This is a genomic window from Vibrio sp. 10N.247.310.17 (genome assembly GCF_041466605.1).
Taxonomy (GTDB): domain Bacteria; phylum Pseudomonadota; class Gammaproteobacteria; order Enterobacterales; family Vibrionaceae; genus Vibrio; species Vibrio tasmaniensis_A.
In genome coordinates, this window is record NZ_JBFSTC010000065.1 from 1 (window position 1) to 19,192 (window position 19,192).

The window sequence follows — 19,192 nt, forward strand, 5'->3', positions numbered from 1 at the left end:
TTGAAGATAAAAGCGGCTTTCCCCGGAAAGCCGCGATGAACCATAAAAAAGCCAGCTTGGTGGCTGGCTCTGTTTGGGTATCGAAAACGACGTTTACGAGAATGCTGTCTCTACAGCGGCTTTCTCGACTCGTGTTCTTAGCGGTTATTCACAAGGAGGAGCCATGTGGATCACGGCCAAGCCACCTAAGGACGTTTCACGGTACTTTTTGTTCATGTCTTTACCTGTTTGGTACATGGTTGCGATAACCTTGTCTAACGAGATAAGACACTTACTGGTGCGTTTCAGCGCCATACGTGATGCGTTGATGGCTTTCATTGCGCCCATTGCATTGCGCTCGATACATGGCACTTGAACAAGCCCACCGATTGGATCACATGTCATACCTAGTGAGTGTTCCATAGCGATTTCAGCTGCGATGCAGATTTGTTCGTTGCTACCACCGCGTAGGGCGGTTAAGCCTGCTGCAGCCATTGATGAAGATACGCCAACTTCGCCCTGACAACCCACTTCTGCACCAGAAATCGAAGCGTTGGTTTTGTACAAGATGCCAATAGCGCCAGAGACTGCTAAAAAGTCTTTCAACTGCTTGGTGTCTAGCTCTTTGATGAAGCGGTGGTAGTACATTAGTACCGCAGGGATAACGCCAGCCGCTCCGTTAGTTGGCGATGTTACGACTTGTCCACCCGCAGCGTTTTCTTCACTCACAGCAAAGGCAAATAGGTTAATCCAATCCATGATCTCCATTGGATCGTTTTCAATCGAAGCATTGGCCTCAAGCTTTTTCAAAAGAGCAGGGGCTCGACGCGTCACTTCAAGACCGCCATCAAGGATGCCTTCGGTGTCGAAGCCTCGCTGCATGCACAGAGACATCACCTTCCAGATTTGGTCGGCTTTCTGGTCAATCACGTCCATACCTTGGAAAGACACTTCATTACGCAGGATTAAGCCTCCAAGGCTAAGTCCTTGTTGCTCTGACAATTCAAGTAGCTGGTCAGCAGAAGTAAAAGGGAACTCAACTTGCGTTTCTGCTTCTTGCTTGCCATTTTGTAGCTCATCAGCGGTTGCGATAAAGCCACCACCAATAGAGTAATATGTTTCCATCTCTAAAAGACTACCGCTTGCGTCAAAAGCAGAGATGGTCATGCCATTTTCATGCAGCGGAAGGTTGGTTTTATGGAACAGCAAGTCGCTTTCTACGTCGAAGTGAATTTCATGGTTACCGCTAACCAGTAGAGACTTATCTTCAATTGCTTTACGCATTGCTTTGTTAGCACTGGTAATTTTAATGGTGTCGGGGCGGTTGCCGAGTAAACCTAATAAGGTTGCTCTGTCTGTATGGTGACCAATACCCGTTAATGATAACGAGCCGTATAAGTCGATTTGAATACGCTCTACTTGTGTAAGCTGAGCATCAATTTTTTGGGTAAAGTTAAACCCAGCGATCATTGGTCCATTTGTGTGGGAGCTGGACGGTCCAACCCCAATTTTGTAGATATCAAAAATAGACAGCATAGTAACTTCCTGTGAAGACGGTTCGATGAACGAACTCTGTGTAAAATTTGTATTTCGTTAGTTCCACTTCTGTGAGTGAACCTGTTCTTTGGGTGAAGCAGTTCTTTGGCTGAAACAGTTATTCGATTGAGCTGGCTCTTTGCTTTAAAGGTCTCTTTTATTGAAACTCGTGTTGAGCAAGCATAGAGCGATGAAATACAAGAGCGTGCTATGTTTGCTTTAAAGCGACACGTCTATTCTTGTATTACCCGAGATGTTGCTATCAATAGTGAGCATTATTGATAGCAACATGTAAGAATTTCAAAATACTTTTGTTAATAAGTATTGTATACATAATTCACTCCATCTAATCACTAAAACGAGACTTGAACATAAAATGAGCATTATTCACCTCCTTATTGTGCTAGGTAAGCGACTTAATGAGAATAAATTGACTAATGAAGGAATCAGTCGAGTTGATGCTTTAGTTGAGTATCTGGCTGGGCCTTTGGCTGAAGAGTCGAACCAGCAAACGGCTGTGGCGTTCTGTGGTGGGGTGACACAAGGCCAAACCGTTTCTGAAGCCGATATGATGCACGAGTATTTTCGAGAGCTTGAAAATCAACGTGAGTATCCGTTTCCCATAGGGGCGGTTTTACTTGAGCAGCATTCGACAAATACGGTTGAGAACATTCAAAACTTGGCCTCAGAGATGATTGAAAGTGGGCTGTTTACACGCGGGCAGAGTGTGAAGGTGACGTTCGTTTCTAATGACTACCACTTACAACGTATCTTCGAGATTCAATCACTGATGGACGAGCAAGGTTTGCTAAAGGTTTTGGTCGAGAAGTGCTCTGCACTTGGGGTGGAACTACAAATAGATCCTCAGCGAGAGGCTCATGTCGCGGTGCCATACCCTCATCAAACAGAGCAAGGGCAATTGTTTCTGTTAATGGATGCTCTGACGACCTACCGAGTCTATCTTGAAGGTGTCTCTGTGGGTGCATTTAAGAGGGATTTGGATTCAGTAAGACGAGAGCCAGAAAGGTTGTCTTTGGAAGCCTTGTTAGCGGCAAAGGAGTTAGTTGGGCGTTCATCTCATTTTGATATCGTAGAAAGCTTGCTTCTAGTGTTGGAGACCTGCATCCAAAATACCCCAGTCGGAATCGACATAGAAAAAGTTAAGGAGTACCTAGCATTGCTCGATACTAACCTGACTTTATTGAATCGTTATTTAGATCCAGAATCAGATCACACACATCGCTGGTGGAGATAGCGAAAACACCAATATTAGTAATACTGGTAGGTAGCCAAAAGGTGCTTTGTGTATGAAGGTGATGTGTGTATAAAGTTGATGTGTATAGTAAGGTAAACCGACCGCTCGATAGCGAACAGTTTACCTAATGTCATGTGATTGGGTGGCATTCGTGAAGGGTTAACGTCGTGTATAGGTCTGACGTCAACAGTTCACGATGTCGCAGCTTAGCTTTCTTCTTTTTGCTCATGGTTGTTGCGGTAGTATTCCCACTGTTCGATACGTTCACCGTCATCAAATACACAATAAGTAGTGCGTTGATTGTTTTCAGTTACGGTGTCTAATTCACCATCTTGTTGAACACAATAAACCGCAGCTGGGTTAGCCACTGAAACACGTTGGCCTTCGCTATATTCTGCATAGTCGTTTGCACAACCGCCCAACACAACGGCAAATACAGCCATCAAACCAATTTTCTTCATGTTTATCTCCTACGTGATAACTCTATAATCGAATGCGTTAAGTTCTACAGAACCAGATTAGAAGCTCTATGAAACTAGTATATTTTAGATTTCAGAAAAGGTTGTTCTAATTTGGTCAAGATATTGAAATAGGTTGATATTTCGCTATTTTTACTGCTTTTTGAGTGTTTGATCATGCTGGCATAGCTGGTGCTCTAACAGGAACGGTCTCTGTCAATAAAGTGCTACTTGATGGTTATTTCTACTAGATAGCAGTGGGCGAACAGCGATCAAAAGCAGAGGTTATGTGTTCTTTCAGGGGACGGAGAACGTCGAATCTATTGATGATTATGATATGATGCCGCCAAATTCAGTAGAGCAGTCAGAATCATGAGACACCTAAAAACCACTATTCACCCTGATATCGATCACCTAGACAATAAGACGGTATATAAGCGCAATGCTGCACGTGCGATTGTGTTAGATGGCGAAGACATTTTGATGCTTTATACAGAGCGTTATCACGACTACACCATTCCTGGTGGTGGTTTGGATGACGGTGAGGATGTGATCGCAGGTATGGTCCGTGAGCTTGAAGAAGAAACGGGTGCGAAGAACATTCACAGTATTAAACCGTTCGGTATTTTTGAAGAGTTTCGTCCTTGGTATAAAGATGACGCGGATATAATGCACATGATTTCTTACTGCTACTCATGCAAGATTGATCGTGAGCTTGGCGAAACAGCTTACGAAGACTACGAAGTGAAAAACGGGATGAAACCGGTGTGGATGAATATCCATGAAGCGATCGCTCACAACGAAAAGACCATGGCTGAGAGCCCTAAAAAAGGCATGAGCATTGAACGTGAAACCTTTTTGCTGCATTTAATCGCAAAGGAAATGCTGTAACCCTTTTAATAAATCAAAACTGTTTAAAAGTAGAATGTTTTAAACAGTTTTGTTCACCATGAACCAACAATAATTCCTCCCTCCTTTAGTTGAGCTAACCCATCGTAATTTTAGTTTTAAGCAAAACGCCTCCAGTCCGTAAACAACCTATCCGTTTCCAACCAGCATAGAACGTTTCCTTATCTAACAGACTTTCAAGTTGACTAACCTCTCATCAAATTGATTCTTATTTTGAAGAAAAGACCGTTTCATTCTGACTGTCATTTAAATTTAGAAAAATAAGTCTTACTTTTCAATGTTATACAGTGGTTTTGAAACGATCGGAAACTTGGCTTCTCTTTTGCTTCTTTGTATTAAGCAGCTCGCGTTATCGGCACCAACACAATCAACAAAGATGCGAATAGTTTGTTTCAGAGTTAACTGAGACGCTTCTTTAACTTGCCGTTCAGAGTTCACACACTTTTCAAGGAAATCGCTCATGCGAAGAAGAAGTCGAGGTTTACTATGAAATACAAGCAAGTTATTTATCTTATGACGGCAGTTGCCAGTCTCCCTGTCTATGCAACGACGGTAGATCTGGACTTTTCAAATCATGTAGAGGCGACGAACGGCAGTAGTTCGTGGGCTGGGCCAACCTATGATGGATCTTCGATGCACTTCCTCAACGTTGGTACACATGATGGAAAAACAATAGATGCCAAAGTGTCTAGTAGTGTGTTTGGTGATGCGACATTTTTGTTTCATGCTCCCAACTACAAAGTTGGTGCAACACAACCCTCAGGAGATATTGGTTTTCTCTATCAAACTAACTCTGCGGGCTCTGCAGGTCTAACCTATACCTTTGAATTTTATGATGGTACGGATGGACTCTCAGGTACGTTCTCAGTGCCTTATACACTTCCCGAATTTGACATGATTGGCTATGACATTGATGGCGAACCCGTGCAGTCGGAGCAAGTAAGAGTGTTTAAAAGTGAAGGTTTCTACAGTTATCAACTTGGTAGTGCTAGCGCGAGTTTGACGGCGGAAGAGAGTGCCGATGGAACGTCGGTTCTATTCACCGGGCCAGGTACGAACTATTCGGAAACCGACACCTCCGGTGCTGTAAAATTCACCTACAAGAATACCTCGATTGTAACTCTACAATTTGAAACGGTTACGAGCAGTAGCAGTAGTTTCCCCAACCCGATTTTCTCGGCATTTGACGGTAACTGGGACTTATCTGGATTTACTACGCCAATAGAAAGTTCAGATGAATCTGATTTTGGTGACGCTCTTGATAGTTATGGAACGTTGCAGGCGAGTAACGGTGCTGAGCATGCGATATCTTCCACGCTGTACTTAGGTGCTAGTGTTGATGCCGATACAGATGGCCAACCTGGCACATCATCCAACGGCGATGATTTGGACGTTGGCGGAAATGATGATGACGGGATTGCACTGTTGACGAACCTTGAAGTCGGCTTAGACAGTTTAATTAATGTCAACATTGTGGGGAGTGGTTATCTGCAAGCTTGGGCTTACTGGGATATGAATGGATCTTTTGAGGATGACGAGCAGATATTAAAAAATCATTCTGTTGTAGATGGAAGCCAAGTCGTCCCTATTCGAGTGGGTGATGATGCTGTCGTTGGGAGCGTACAAACTCGATTCCGTTTAGCGAGTAGCCCTAACATTCCGAGTGACGGTTATGTTGGTGATGGTGAAGTTGAGGACTACGTGTTTAACGTTACGGTTCCTGGCACAACGGTTCAACATTCGAATTACTATACAGCGGCCTTCGAAGATAATTGGCCAGAAGTTGGTGACTTCGACTTAAATGACGTTGTGGTTTACTACCGTACCACCATTTTAAGTAAAGAGGACGCAGTGCTTCGAATGGATATTACGGGAACCATAATGGCCTACGGTGCTTCTTATGGTAATGGACTGGGATGGAAGCTTGATGGCTTCGATGAGTCAGATGTCGATCTTCAAACGGCTCGAGTGCAAAAGAATGGCGCGACTCGGGTAAATATTTCGCCGTTTACGGGGGAAGACAAAAGTGTTGCATCGCCAGGGGGAGACCTCGTTGTTGTCGCGTCGTTGAACCTAAAAAATGATCTGCCGATTAACGGTGAGTGTATGTTCCACCGTACTAATCCTTCTTGTAGTCCGACTTTAGAAGCTGACCAAATGACGTTCAGTATTTCTCTGCCGTTTGCTTCTGGAAGCGAGCCCACAGCGAGTTCACTGATGCCATTAAGTGGCTTCGACCCATTCATCTTTGGTGCGGGCGCGGGTTATTACCATGGTGACAGTTTCTCTACATCGCCGGGGAAAGACTTAGAAATCCATACTGCGGACTTCCCACCAACGTCGCGTGGCACGTTAGTGAGTGATTTCTATGGTATTGCACAAGATGATTCAGACCCGTCTAGTGATAAATACTACCGAACGACACAAAATATGCCTTGGGGTATCTTAATTTCATCACCTTGGAATCATCCATCAGAATACATTGATGTTAGTGAGGTGTACCCCGAGTTTGCTGAGTGGGCTACATCAGGCGGTGCTTCAAAACCAACGTGGTACCAAAACCCTAACGCCAACAAAACTTGGTCAACGGAAGATTAATCAGGAGGATTTATGAAAACAATCAAACTAATTTTTAGTGGTGTAGGCTTTGTATTCCTTTCAGCTTGTGGCGGCGGAGGTGGAGGTGATAGTACCGCTTCATCTCCAAGTACTGTCGCTCCTCCGAGCAATACTACGGCTCCGGTCTCCGTCACTCCTCCGAGTAATTCGACCGTTGGTAGCAATAACGTGGTGACACCTGCTCCAGTAGTGATACCGCAGTCTATTAAATCATCTGAGTTATCTATACCGGAAGGTTTTGATTTTTCTACGGAGAGAGAAGTGTCTGTAAACGTTGACGTAGCAAGCTCGCAAAGTTCTCGAGGTTTTATGAGTATTTATACAGAGTTCAATGGTGATGTTGTCGATTACACCTCACAAGTGCTGAGGAGCCCAATCAATCAAGATATTGAGTTCTCTGCAACTCTCCTTTTACCCAATCATGTAGATAAAGTATGGGTTGAAGTCTGGTATCCGTCGGCAATGGGAAGTGAAGTGAAACTCCTTGTAAATATTGAGGACGATAATGTAGACGTGATTCTTTAATCTTTATCTTCTACCAAACAACGTTACCGCTATTTAGGCGGTAACGTTGTTTTAGGCGCTTTTGTTGTGAATTTTTCTAACATCGAGACCTGAGATAACCTGTATAAAATGAATGGAGTGATATTATCAATCCGGTGTTTTAGGTTTATCTTTACTTAAGTGACGCTCGTTTCTAGCTTTACGAAATCACCAAAACTCGGTGAGCCTGCCCTAAACAAAGAAGACTATGAATAAAAGACAGTTTGTTGCCCACTATTTACGCATGAATCACACCTCGTACTTACTGGCGATTGTGTTCATTTTTCTCGTTAACTGGTTACAGGTAGAGATCCCTCGTTATATCCAACTTGCCATCGATCTTATTGAGGATGCTTCAACAGCGGGCCATCAGCAGCTTCAAACCTATGTTTGGATCGTGGTCGGCATGTCGGTTGCCATGGTGGTGGTGAGAATTCTGTCTCGTATCTATGCGCTTAATCCGGGGCGAATTACAGAAGCAGCACTAAAGAGTACACTTCTACAAAAGCTGAATCGCTTACCGAGCAGCTTTCATGAACGCTTTGCATCTGGTCGACTAATTTCAATCATGAATAATGACCTTAGCGGCATCCGACTGATGTTTGGTGTGGGGTTTCTTCAGTTCTTCAATGCGTTACTCGCGCTATCGCTGACACCTCTTTATATGTGGCGTATATCGCCAGAACTCACACTGTATTCGATTATTCCTATCTCAATCGCTTTTGTGATTTTTCGGGTGGGCTTCAAGCGTATGAAAACGCTGCATTTAGAGCACATGAAACGTCTACAAAACTTGTCTGCTCAGCTAATGAGTTACCTGTCTGGGATTGATTTGATTAAGAGCCAGCAGATGTCACCTTGGGTGAAAGCTGAAACTGAAAAGCTGAATCAGTTATTACTTGAATGCCGCCTTAAAATTACACGTATTCAAGTCTTCTTTATGCCAGTACTCGACTACGCCAATGACCTGATGAAAATCATCATTCTTGGGCTCGGTGGCTACATGTTAATGAGACAGGAACTCACACTTGGTGAGATTACTGCCTTTCTGACTTACTCGGTTTTGCTCGCAATGCCATTGATGCAGCTTGGCAGAATCGCGACCATTTATCAGCGTGGCATGGTCGGCATTCAAAGTGTACAAACCATTCTTAATGCAAAAATTCCAGACCTTGATGAAGATAAGCTCACTGAGTTAGATGTTGAATCTCTGAAGGGAAAAACGTTTTCTATTCGCAACCTCAGCTTCAGCTATTCAGGTGAAGAGCGTCTGATTCTCGATGACATCAGCTTTGACATTCCAGCAGGTAAGAAAGTGGGTGTGCTAGGCGGAATCGGAGCGGGTAAAACGACATTAGTGAATTGCTTGAACCATCACTTGGATGTACCAGAAGATTCAGTTTTCCTAGGCGAAAGAGATGTCACTAGCTTCTCACGCAGTGATTTGCGCCGTTACGTGAAAACCGTGACGCAAGACCCTTATCTGTTTTCTGCAACCGTCGAAGACAATATCCGCTTCGGTAGCTTAGATACTGACTTGGCAAAGAGTCAGGTTGATGAGGTTTTAGAACTGAGTCAGTTAGCCAATGACGTTACACGTTTTGAGCATGGCGACCAAACCTTAGTCGGTGAGAAAGGGATCATGTTGTCGGGTGGTCAGAAACAGCGCTTGAGCATTGCGCGATCTTTATTGCAACCCACCGACCTGATCATCATGGACAACGTTCTATCGGCTGTCGACTATGAAACAGAACGTAAGATTTTAGAGGGCTTGTTTAAGCACTTGGAAAATCAATCGGTACTTGTGGTTTCACACCGTGTTAATGCCCTTGAATATATGGATGAAATTATCGTGTTGAACGAAGGTAAGGTGATTGCGAAGGGCGACCACGCGACGTTATTGAAAACGTGCGATTACTATTACGATACATGGCAGTTACAGCAGAATGAAACGGAGGCAGCAGCATGTTAAAAGGTGTTGATCTCAAGTACCTCAAGCACTTTTTTAAGTTTGCTAAGAAATACAAAGGCTCTGCGATTCTGGGCATCGCTATGCTTCCTCTTTCTGTCATCACGAGCTTGTTGTTCCCTTGGCTGATCATTCAAGTGATCGATGTTCACCTGAGTCATGGGGATATGGATGGTCTGCTCGAATACGTCTTCTATCTCGTTGCCGTGCTGGTGGCGAGCTATGTGGTGGATACCACCTATTCGTACAACCTGCGTAAAACCGGGCAATACACGATAACTGACATGCGCTCAGTGTTGTTTGCTCGTGTGCTCAAACTACCACGCAGCTATTTTGATAACACACCGATTGGCGTAACGCTTTCACGATTAACCAGTGATTTGGAAACCATCGGCGAGACGTTTGTTCAGTCGGTTGTCGGGCTAGTTAAAGACAGCATCAATACCATTGCTCTGTTAGTGATGATGTTCTTTATTGATTGGCAGTTAACGATGATTGTATTGATTATTATGCCGCCAGTGATGTATTTGACTGTGTATGTGAGAAACCGACTTCGTGCTTTGTATAAGGTGACTCGTTCTTCGCTGGCTCGCGGTATTGGCTTTTTACAAGAAGTCTTATTTGGTATGAAAACCGTTCAGATGTACCGAGCAGAAGATCAAGTAGAACAGCGTTACCAAGGCTATACCGATGAGTTTTTAAGAGCGCAGAAAAAGATAAATAAATACGATGCGATTTTGTTCTCGTTTATCTCTGGCATCACCTCTATCACCATCGCAATTATGATCTGGTATGGCTCTGAGCAAGTGATAGAAGGGGCACTCACGTTGGGTGTGCTAATTGCGTTCATCAACACCTTAGAGAAAGTGTTTGTTCCGATCCGTGACTTTACTTCGCAGATTGCTTCGATTCAGAGTTCATTTGCAGCGTTTGACCATATTGAAGAGCTGTTTGTTGAGCCGACTGAAGAAGAAGGGCGCAACCTGTTGCTATCGAGCAAGGTTGAAAAACAGCTCGAACAGTTTGTGAGCCTAGAGTTTAAGAACGTGAGCTTCCGTTACAAAGACGACTCTCCTTATGTTCTAAATAATGTATCGTTTTTATTGGAGAAAGGGCATCAAATCGCGCTTGTAGGTTCGACGGGGTCAGGTAAGTCGACGGTTCTGCGTCTAATCTCTAAAACCTACCAAGACTATGAAGGCAGCATTTTGTTGAATGGATTAGAGCTGTCTCAGATCTCAAGCGAAGACTCTGCTCATTTGTTCTCAATGATGATGCAAGACGTGCACTTATTTGAAGAGACCATCCAATTCAATATCGCGCTGGGTAAAACGCATCTATCTAGAACTGAGGTTGAACAGGCTGCGCGCTATGTTTATGCCGATAAGTTTATTGAACAATTGCCACAAGGTTATGACTTCCACTTGGAAAAGAACGGATCCAACTTGTCTGTAGGGCAAACGCAGCTTATCTCGTTCGCTAGAGCGGTTGCACAGGGTGGTCAATTGATGATGCTTGATGAGGCGACCAGTTCGGTAGATTTAATCACCGAAGACCTAATTCAAAAAGCAATGCAGCGCCTTTTCAAGGAAAAAACCGTGATTGCGATTGCACACCGTTTGAGTACCGTTCGTCACTCAGATACGATTTTGGTGTTGGAAAAGGGTGAAATTGTTGAGCAAGGTAATCATCGACAGCTAATAGCACACAATGGAATTTATGCAGGATTGTTGGAAGAGTCCGTGGTTGGAGGAATCGATTGTAGAAGTGAGTGACTATCGAGCTATAAATAACTATTAACTAATACGAATAAGCCAAACTTGTCGACTTCCTAGCTTGTATGACTATTACAAGATACAGTTAGCCTAAAGATGAAACATATAAGGAATGTATAATGCTTCGAATCTTATTGATTGCAGTTATCTCGGTGTTCAGCACGATGAGTTTTGCAAGCGAAGAGGTTGAGTACTCAGAATTGGACTATTTAGATCGACCGTTGATGGAACGCTATATCTTGGATGAATTGAAGCAGCTAAGAATGGACCAACAAGATCTTGAAAGACGTTTGACTATTCAGATGACCGACCGTGAGCTCGCTGTGGCGGACAAATCGCTGAATTACGCCAACGTGACTGTAACCTATTTTTTCTACATTATTGCGGGTGTCGCTTCACTTATCGCATTAGTTGGGTGGCAATCGCTTAAAGAACTCAAGCACACAACCAAAGAAATGGCTGACCAGCGATTGAATTCTATCGCTCAAGAGTACGAGAAGAAGTTTAACGTTCTTGAAAGGGATCTAAAGCGTAAGACTCGAATTATCTCAGAGAACAACCGAGAAATTGAAATCATCAATGAAATACACAACTTATGGTTGAGAGCGCAAAATGCTCAAACCGCAGAGCAAAAAATTGAGATTTACGATGAGATCTTAAAAGTCCGCCCTGGTGATTTAGAGGCGCTCACTTATAAAGCTGATGCCGCAATGGACATGCAGGAATACCACTGGGCAATGAGCTTATGTAATCGTGTATTGGAAGTGGATGATCAAAATGCCCATGCCTTGTACCAACGAGCTTGTTCGTATGCAAGATTAGGTGCTGAAGGTCAGGCAATCGACGACTTAGAGCGCTCTATCGAAGCCAGTGGCTCAATGCGAGAGTTGCTAGCTGAAGAGCCAGATTTTGAGATGCTACGCGGCTTAGATCGTTTTGAAGCGCTTTGTGAAGAGTAATTATTTAATGGCATGGTGAGCTTCGTACGCTTACTATGCTTTTAATCATTTTTACGGAACGGTTTCTTACATTTCGCTTATTTTACTGAATCAATTGTTATGTTATAACATTTGAAAAGTTCATTGTGATAACCGTTAAGTATTTTTATGAAGTTCCTCCGCACTGGCCTGATAGTGACTGCTATCAGCGCATTTTCACTTGCTTTATGTCTTTCTCTTTCTCCTGAACCACCAGAAGACATCGCTATCAAAATTACACCTTACCAAGGTGTGGTTTCGGCTGATGAGAAGCCATCGAGTTCAGACGTTGAGTCAAGTTCTCTGGTAAGAGTTCATTATTTTGTCAAAGTTGGGGATACACTCAGTAATGTATTTACCTCTTGGAAACTCCCTTACGGAACGGCTCAAAAGATACTTGAGGCCGATCTAGAATCACTGAAACTGGACACGATCAAGCCTGGTGATCATCTAGAGTTGTTGTTGGATAGTGACTCTAAGCAGCTAGTCGAATTGATTTACCATGAGAGCTTGGTTGAACAAGCTGTCTATACAGAAAATGATGACGGTAGTTTTAGTTATCAGTTCATCGAGACTCCTGGGGAATGGAAAGAAAAGCTGTACGCAGGTGCGGTGCAGGGTAGTTTTTCCACTTCAGCTTACAAGGCCGGTTTAACCAGTGCCCAGATAGCCAATATCACTCGAACGCTGAAAGATAAAATTAACTTCTCCAAAGAACTCAGAGCTGGCGACAGCTTTAATGTTTTGGTTAAAGAGCAATACATGGAAGATCACTTAACGGGTAAGACTGAAGTGCAAGGGGTCTCTATCAAGCTACGAAATAGGGAAGTGGCGGCTTTTCTTGCTGCGGATGGACGTTTCTATGACCGAGAAGGGAATAGCCTTGAGCAAGCTTTTAATCGATACCCAATAGACAAACAGTTCCGAAGAATCACTTCATCATTCAACCCATTCCGAAAGCATCCTGTGACTGGACGTGTATCGCCGCATAATGGTACTGATTTCGCCACACCTGTGGGTTCACCCGTTTATTCAACGGGAGACGGTAGGGTTGTGGCACTTCGTGACCATCCATATGCAGGGAAATACATAGTGATAGAACATAACAGTGTTTACAAAACTCGTTATCTGCATTTGAGTCGATTCTTGGTTAAGAAAGGGCAACAGATTAAGCGTGGGCAGGAAATTGCGTTGTCGGGTGCAACAGGCCGTTTAACAGGGCCTCACTTACATTTTGAAGTGTTGGTACGTGGAAGGGCGGTCGACGCGATGAAGGCTGACCTGCCTTTGGCAAGCTCTATATTACCGAAAGACAAGGGGGCGTTCCTTGCTCGAATTGCCTCTTTTGATGAGATAATCTCTGAGCAAGAAGGCAGAACGAGTTAAATTCACTTCAGCCACGGCTTATCCTTATTCCAACCTTCTGGTGATAAACAAACCGAACGTTGGAATAAGCATTTATTGAATCACATGATTTCAGATTCGATTAAGCGACGACAACCGCTGTGCCGCTGGCTGATACCATCAACATGCCATTACCTGTTCCTAAGACTTCATAATCGATATCGACACCAACCACTGCGTTTGCACCCGCTTCAATCGCTTTCTGCTCCAGCTCTTTGAATGCGTAGTTACGTGCTTTCTCCAGTTCCTTTTCATAGGTGCCAGAACGTCCACCGACGAAGTCGCGAATACCTGAAAACATATCCTTGAATACGTTAACCCCTAGGATGGCTTCTCCGGCGATAACCCCTTTGTAGTCGACAATGCGTTTGCCTTCAACAGATTGAGTGGTGGTAATAATCATAATGGCCTCTGTAAGTTAGATGGTTGGTTACTAGATGAGTTGTTACTAGTTGATTAGTTATTTGATGATTAGTTACTTGCTGAGTTTTGTCTCTGAGCGAGTGAATTCATGCCTCAACCATGTTCTCAGTTTTAGCACACTTTCTTGTTTTAATTTGTTTTTTGGACAAACGAAATAGAAATCTTGATGGGGGTTAGCCACTGGCTCACTAATTTCGACCAACATGCCATGGCTGATGTCATCTTTCACAAACAAGCGGTGAGTGACTAATACACCAAGCGAACGAATGGCAGCCTGTACGGCTTGAATCGAGACATCGAACGTCAAGTTACTGTGGAACGTCGGCATGGGTATTTGGTAATGATCGCACCACACTTGCCAGTCATGCTGTCTTCTTGGGTTGAAGACACCAATGGTTGGGTTTTGTTTCACCAGTTGTTCAACGCTTAATCCCATTTGGTTTTTCAATAGTGCTGGGCTGCACACCAATACCAGATCATCGTCACCGAGCTTTTCGCTGTAATATCGGTCCCACTCGCTCGGTTTACCGTGCACCAGCGCGATGTCCACACCTTCCTGCTCTATGTCGAAAGTGCCCGTTAACGTGGATATACGAATATCAAGAGAGGGAGCAAAGCTTTGGAATTCCGAAACTCGCGGGATCCACCAGTGCATGGCGAGTGAGTTCACCATGTTGAGGGTGATGCGGTGGTCGTTAGGCGTTTTGGCGAGTTCTTCTGTGGCTTCTATTACTTGTTCCAGTGCGGGTGCGACTTTTCGATAATATCGCTTACCTGCGGCATTGAGAACAACACGACGACCCACACGTTGGAACAGCGGCTTATTGACCAGTTGCTCTAATGATTTTATCGCTTGGCTTACTGCTGAGTGACTGACGTACAACACGCGAGCGGCTTCGGTCATGCTGCCTGTTTCGGCTACAGCAATGAAAGCATAAACGGATTTAAGTGGAACGAGTTTCTTCATTGGTAAGTTTTCCTTACAGTTGTGGTTAATATTACTCGCTATTTTTCATCACGTCACGCCTCTAAAATAACTGTCATAGGAGGTGATAATTATGTCTGATATTACCAAGGCGACGGCTTTCATGTTGTTGTCGACGTTCAGTTTGTCTTTAAGTGGCTTAATGGCCAAGTATCTATCGGTATCAATGCCCGTTTCATTTTTGAGTTTCGTGCGATTTTTGTTACCCAGCCTGTTTTTATTCTTATTTTTGATGTTTTACAAAATCACGAAACCTTCACTCGATATGTGGAAACCTTTAGTGATGCGTGCGATTTTTATGGTTGCATGCCAGTGGTGTTTCCTTACGTCTTTACAGACCCTAACACTCGTTGAAGGTGTGGTGTTGTTCAGCACTGGCCCTCTGTTCATTCCTTTGTTAGAAAAATTAATGTTTGGAACCAAGATTCATACAACCACAGTGATTTGTTTAGTTGTCACCTTTGTCGGCGTAGTGATGATGGCTGGGGATTGGTCGCAGTTTGAATTTGGCTCAGAGTTCTTTAGGCCAGCGTTGTTGCTAGGATTATTGGCGGGTGTGTTTAATTCGGGTTCACAAGTGAGTTTGTATCGAGCATCCAAGACTAGCCTGACACCCGCAGAGCTAAACGCGTGGACGTTCTTGGTCGCGGCAATCATTGTGATACCAATGGTTGTGTTTACTTCAGTATCTGTGGATCCAGATATGCTTGAGAGTGCTGCGGGCAATGGAACCTTTTCGGCTCTGCTATCTTTTGAAGGCTTACGCTGGATTGGGCTTGGCGCTTTTGGATTGGCTCTATTTACTATTAACACGCAAATCTTCCGCTCGAAAGCGTACAAGTTGGCAGACAGCGGTTCTCAGTTGGCTCCCCTAATTTTCACTAACATGCTGTTCAGTGCGTTATGGCAGAGCTTGTTCTTTGATGACGTGTTTTCATCTCAGCAGTTAATCGGCATCAATTTGATAGTCGTGGCGAGCATAACCAATACTCTATTGGCTAAAAGACACAGCAAAGCAAAAGCCAAGCAAACACCTCGAGCTGCTGTGGATTTTGCGACTGCAGCAGATGCTGCGGTTTTGGACTCTGCCGTTAAAAGCTAAACATTGAGGCTGAAGATTGCAGACAAAAGCCTAGAACAATGAACGAATGTACTCTTTTACTCGGTCGATGTGTTCGTTTGGTTTAATCTCGCAACGCTGTTTAGTCTCTAGGAATCGCTCAGCGTATTTGTCGTAGATTTTGTTTTCCAAAAACAGCAAATACAGCTTGGGGTCGATATGACCGCTGGTGGCCATGTCGGTCATGATGTTGAGTGATTCGCTTAGGAGTTTTCCTTTCTTATACGGGCGATCACTGGAGGTGAGCGCTTCGAATACATCGGCAATGGCCATCGCTCTAGACGGCAAAGGTAACTGGTCTTCGCTTAAGCCTCTCGGGTAACCCTTGCCATCGATACGTTCGTGGTGTCCGCTGGCAATGTCAGGAATGTTCTTGAGATAAGATGGATAAGGTAGCTTGTTGAGCATGGTGAAGGTTTGAATGATATGGTCGTTTATCATGAAGCGTTCTTCGTCGTTTAAGGTACCGCGACGTACTTTCAAATTGTGCAATTCACCTTGGTTGTACTTGACTTCACCAGGTTTGAGTACAAACGCTTCTTGCCACACGTTGGCTGGGTTAAAGCCATTATCCCAAGGTATTTTATGTTCGGGTTTATCAGCAAGTAGTGGCTCCATCACGGGCAGCGTTTGGTCTTTGATTCTTGGCTCAATTTCATCTTTTTCAGCCGGATCTTGCTGCGTGTTAAATCTCGCTTTTTCAGACCAAGATAACCCTAGCTGATCGTCGAGTGTTCGTTTCCACTGGCGCTTGGCTATTCGGTCTAAGCGTTCTAGTTGTTCGTCCGTCATCGACTCTCCACCAAGATTGCATTCAGCAACGAAGGCAAATTCTTCATCCAATTCTGACAAGCTTTGTTCGAGGATCTTAAGCTGATCCTCTTGAAGCGCTCCGTTCGCTATGGCTTTCCAGTAGTCGGTTTCAGCCTGTTGTTTTAACAGTTCGAAACGCATTCGCACTTCGTGGATTCGGTCGTAAATGGTTTCCAATTTTGTCGCTTTGTCTACGACATACTCAGGTGTGGTGACTTTCCCACAGTCATGTAACCAAGCAGCCAGCATGAGTTCTTCCCATTGTTTATTATCAAGCGAGAACTGCGGGTAGTAACGGTCGTCATCTATAGTCGCTTGGGTTAACCATTTGGTCAGTTCGGGTACTCGCTGACAGTGACCGCCAGTGTATGGGGATTTGGTATCAATCGCAGATGCTATTAACTCGATAAAGGCATTGAGCATGTCTTTCTGTTGCTGCATTTGGTCAATGTTGTCTTTAGCGATTTCAGCAAAGCTCAGTAGCTCCCTCAAAAATGCGTGTTTGTCTGCCTGCATCTTGGTGATTGGTCTTTCATAGCCAATTGCAACAATACCCACCAACAACTTCTCACGGTTTAATAGTGGAAACAGGTACAGATCTGAATTGAAGATCGAATCTTGGTAATAGTTGAGAACATTGTCTTCTCGGTTTAAGTGGATGGTTTCTCCAGATTTAAGCTGGCACAGCAACCAAGGGGTGTGCTTGATGAAGTCATTAATGTCGGCTTTAAAAGGGAGAATGGCAAGGTTAGCTGCCGTATCAAACACGTCTTTCTCTTTTGATTGAGTGAAGAGGACGATGGTTTCTGCTTTGGTAATCAAATAGCTTTGATGAGCGATATTTTTGGCTAATATCGAAAATTCCTGATTCCCGGCCGTGTCTCGAAGTAGTGTAATCAGATCATGAAGTGTGTGTTCCATCAGCTCAATTGAGTGGGCGAGGTTAGCCACTTCTTGAATCATGCTTTTGGGATAATGAGTTCGCCTGAAGTCAAATCGTGCGATGTTGTCGGTGAGTTGCATCAGCGTATTAAGCGGCTGAGACAAACGATTGGCGACAAACCATACGATAGCGAAGCAGATGAACAACATCCCAATCGCGACGGCGACTTGCTTGTCACGCATCGAGATAAGATCAGAGAGCAACTCATTGTGTGGCGTAGCCTCTGCCAAATATAAAGTGACATTCTGAGTGAGCTCAACAGGCGTTAGTGTTAATGCCCAAGTGTTTAGGTTGTATTCAACGTTTTTTAGGTTGAGGTTTAATTTCTCCTCGTCGGAGATAAGTGGTGCTATGACGGATGCTTTCAATGCTTCCAACTGTTCACGTTTGGGCACATTAAAGAAGCTTTGGTCTTGCTCACTGCCAGAGAGTTTCCCCGTCGTTTGGTTATTCGTTTTCTCAGTTTTACTTGTGTTGTTAGGCTGGGAGGTAAGCTTGGGAATTGATAGATCAAGTTGATGTTGGCCGAGAAGATTGAAATGTTGATCGAACAGAGCGAGTCGGGTTGGTGGAGAGTAGGCCAATTCACTGATCTGGGAAGAGAGAGATTTCAACGTGAAGTCGGCACCAACGACATGCTTGCCATCCAAAGAACGTCTAGAAAGCGTGATGCCATTGGTTTGCAAGAAATAGAACAGGTAGGGCTCAGAGAGTTGTATTGAGCCGTCAGGCTTTGCGTTACGAAACCAAGGTCGAGTCGTGGGGTTGAACTTACTCTCGGCTTGTCGGGTACTGATCACTTGGTGTGCGCCATCGAGAAAGGTAATAAAGTTTTCACCATCTAGATTGGTGCTGCTGACCATCATGGTCGCTTTCGCGGGAGCGTTGTTGTCGGCTCTCTGTTTAATGGAACTCAGAGGGCGAAAGATTCTGAAGTCACCATCTTCAGAGCCATAGAACAGAGCGACTAAATTGGTATTTTGTTTGAAGATGATATCGACCGAAGCAAGCCAAGATTCTTTTTCGACGGAGGAGGTTTGATGAGCAACAAACGGGCTCACTGCCATCACGTTTAAGGTTGTGATGACTGGGGCAATAGCTTGTTTAAATACCGATTCCAGTTTATCGCGATGTTCATTACTGACTTCGCGCACTGTGCCTAAAAGCAGTTCTTGAGAATGCCGATAACTTATCGAAATCAGTACGGTACCGACAAGAGTGGTCAAAATTAAGAAAAGGCTAGTGATGTGGATACTCAGCGGATATCGTCTTCTTCTCATCTAACACTCCAGTTTGTAGACTGGTTTAAGTATTGACGAACTTGGGTAGGTTGCAAAAAATTGGCGTAATTACCGAGTATGATCGATTTTACTTAGATAAGAAAAGCGTTAGCGTCTTCTGGTAGCCACGTATTCCCGTGTCGTGTAAATGAATACCTAATAAACCTTTATGTTTGGGTGCTAATTGTCACTTTCAACTGATAA

Annotated in this window: 14 protein-coding genes; 9 read left to right on the forward strand and 5 right to left on the reverse strand. The window is 44.1% G+C overall.

Annotated elements, in window-relative coordinates:
• Positions 1-144 precede the first annotated feature (144 nt).
• Entirely contained in the window at positions 145-1,515 is a 1,371-nt protein-coding gene (locus AB6D80_RS16765; protein WP_135380822.1) for an L-serine ammonia-lyase, read from the reverse strand.
• Between the two features lie 376 nt (positions 1,516-1,891).
• Between AB6D80_RS16765 and AB6D80_RS16770 the strand changes: the two genes are divergently transcribed.
• Entirely contained in the window at positions 1,892-2,770 is an 879-nt protein-coding gene (locus AB6D80_RS16770) for a YdcF family protein (RefSeq protein ID WP_017100652.1), read from the forward strand.
• A gap of 206 nt (positions 2,771-2,976) precedes the next feature.
• On the opposite strand, the gene AB6D80_RS16775 is transcribed toward AB6D80_RS16770, so the two are convergent.
• A complete protein-coding gene (locus AB6D80_RS16775; protein ID WP_009845615.1) occupies positions 2,977-3,231 on the reverse strand; it encodes a DUF333 domain-containing protein in 255 nt (84 codons plus the stop codon).
• A 369-nt stretch (positions 3,232-3,600) separates the two neighbouring features.
• Between AB6D80_RS16775 and AB6D80_RS16780 the strand changes: the two genes are divergently transcribed.
• The 7 genes from AB6D80_RS16780 (at position 3,601) to AB6D80_RS16810 (ending at position 13,406) form a co-directional block, all read left to right on the forward strand.
• On the forward strand, positions 3,601-4,119 hold the full coding sequence (locus AB6D80_RS16780; protein ID WP_009845614.1) for an NUDIX hydrolase: 519 nt from the start codon (positions 3,601-3,603) through the stop codon (positions 4,117-4,119).
• A 504-nt stretch (positions 4,120-4,623) separates the two neighbouring features.
• On the forward strand, positions 4,624-6,735 hold the full coding sequence (locus AB6D80_RS16785) for an LruC domain-containing protein (RefSeq protein ID WP_372189121.1): 2,112 nt from the start codon (positions 4,624-4,626) through the stop codon (positions 6,733-6,735).
• A 12-nt stretch (positions 6,736-6,747) separates the two neighbouring features.
• Positions 6,748-7,281 (forward strand): hypothetical protein, encoded by a 534-nt coding sequence (locus tag AB6D80_RS16790; protein WP_017100649.1) that lies wholly within the window; start codon positions 6,748-6,750, stop codon positions 7,279-7,281.
• Between the two features lie 226 nt (positions 7,282-7,507).
• Positions 7,508-9,271 carry an ABC transporter ATP-binding protein gene (locus AB6D80_RS16795; RefSeq protein WP_017100648.1) on the forward strand — a complete coding sequence of 588 codons (1,764 nt, stop codon included), beginning with the start codon at positions 7,508-7,510 and terminating at the stop codon, positions 9,269-9,271.
• The gene (locus AB6D80_RS16800; protein WP_017100647.1) at positions 9,265-11,043 is read left to right on the forward strand and encodes an ABC transporter ATP-binding protein; all 1,779 of its coding nucleotides are present in this window, start codon (positions 9,265-9,267) and stop codon (positions 11,041-11,043) included. The genes AB6D80_RS16795 and AB6D80_RS16800 overlap by 7 nt, the downstream gene beginning before the upstream one ends.
• 119 nt (positions 11,044-11,162) lie before the next feature.
• Positions 11,163-12,002 (forward strand): tetratricopeptide repeat protein, encoded by an 840-nt coding sequence (locus AB6D80_RS16805; protein WP_009845608.1) that lies wholly within the window; start codon positions 11,163-11,165, stop codon positions 12,000-12,002.
• Positions 12,003-12,149: 147 nt separating this feature from the next.
• Positions 12,150-13,406, forward strand: coding sequence for a peptidoglycan DD-metalloendopeptidase family protein (locus AB6D80_RS16810; protein ID WP_017100646.1), 1,257 nt, complete (start codon positions 12,150-12,152; stop codon positions 13,404-13,406).
• A gap of 100 nt (positions 13,407-13,506) precedes the next feature.
• Here the strand turns inward: AB6D80_RS16810 and AB6D80_RS16815 are convergent, their stop codons facing one another.
• Complete coding sequence (locus tag AB6D80_RS16815) at positions 13,507-13,827, reverse strand: heavy metal-binding domain-containing protein (protein WP_004730185.1); 321 nt, start codon at positions 13,825-13,827, stop codon at positions 13,507-13,509.
• 72 nt (positions 13,828-13,899) lie between these two features.
• Positions 13,900-14,814: a LysR substrate-binding domain-containing protein gene (locus AB6D80_RS16820; RefSeq protein ID WP_017100645.1), complete on the reverse strand. Its 915-nt coding sequence runs from the start codon at positions 14,812-14,814 to the stop codon at positions 13,900-13,902.
• A gap of 91 nt (positions 14,815-14,905) precedes the next feature.
• On the opposite strand from AB6D80_RS16820, the gene AB6D80_RS16825 reads away from it, so the two are divergent.
• A complete protein-coding gene (locus AB6D80_RS16825) occupies positions 14,906-15,934 on the forward strand; it encodes a DMT family transporter (RefSeq protein WP_372189124.1) in 1,029 nt (342 codons plus the stop codon).
• A gap of 30 nt (positions 15,935-15,964) precedes the next feature.
• Here the strand turns inward: AB6D80_RS16825 and AB6D80_RS16830 are convergent, their stop codons facing one another.
• On the reverse strand, positions 15,965-18,988 hold the full coding sequence (locus AB6D80_RS16830; protein WP_371708260.1) for an HD domain-containing phosphohydrolase: 3,024 nt from the start codon (positions 18,986-18,988) through the stop codon (positions 15,965-15,967).
• Positions 18,989-19,192: the final 204 nt, after the last annotated feature.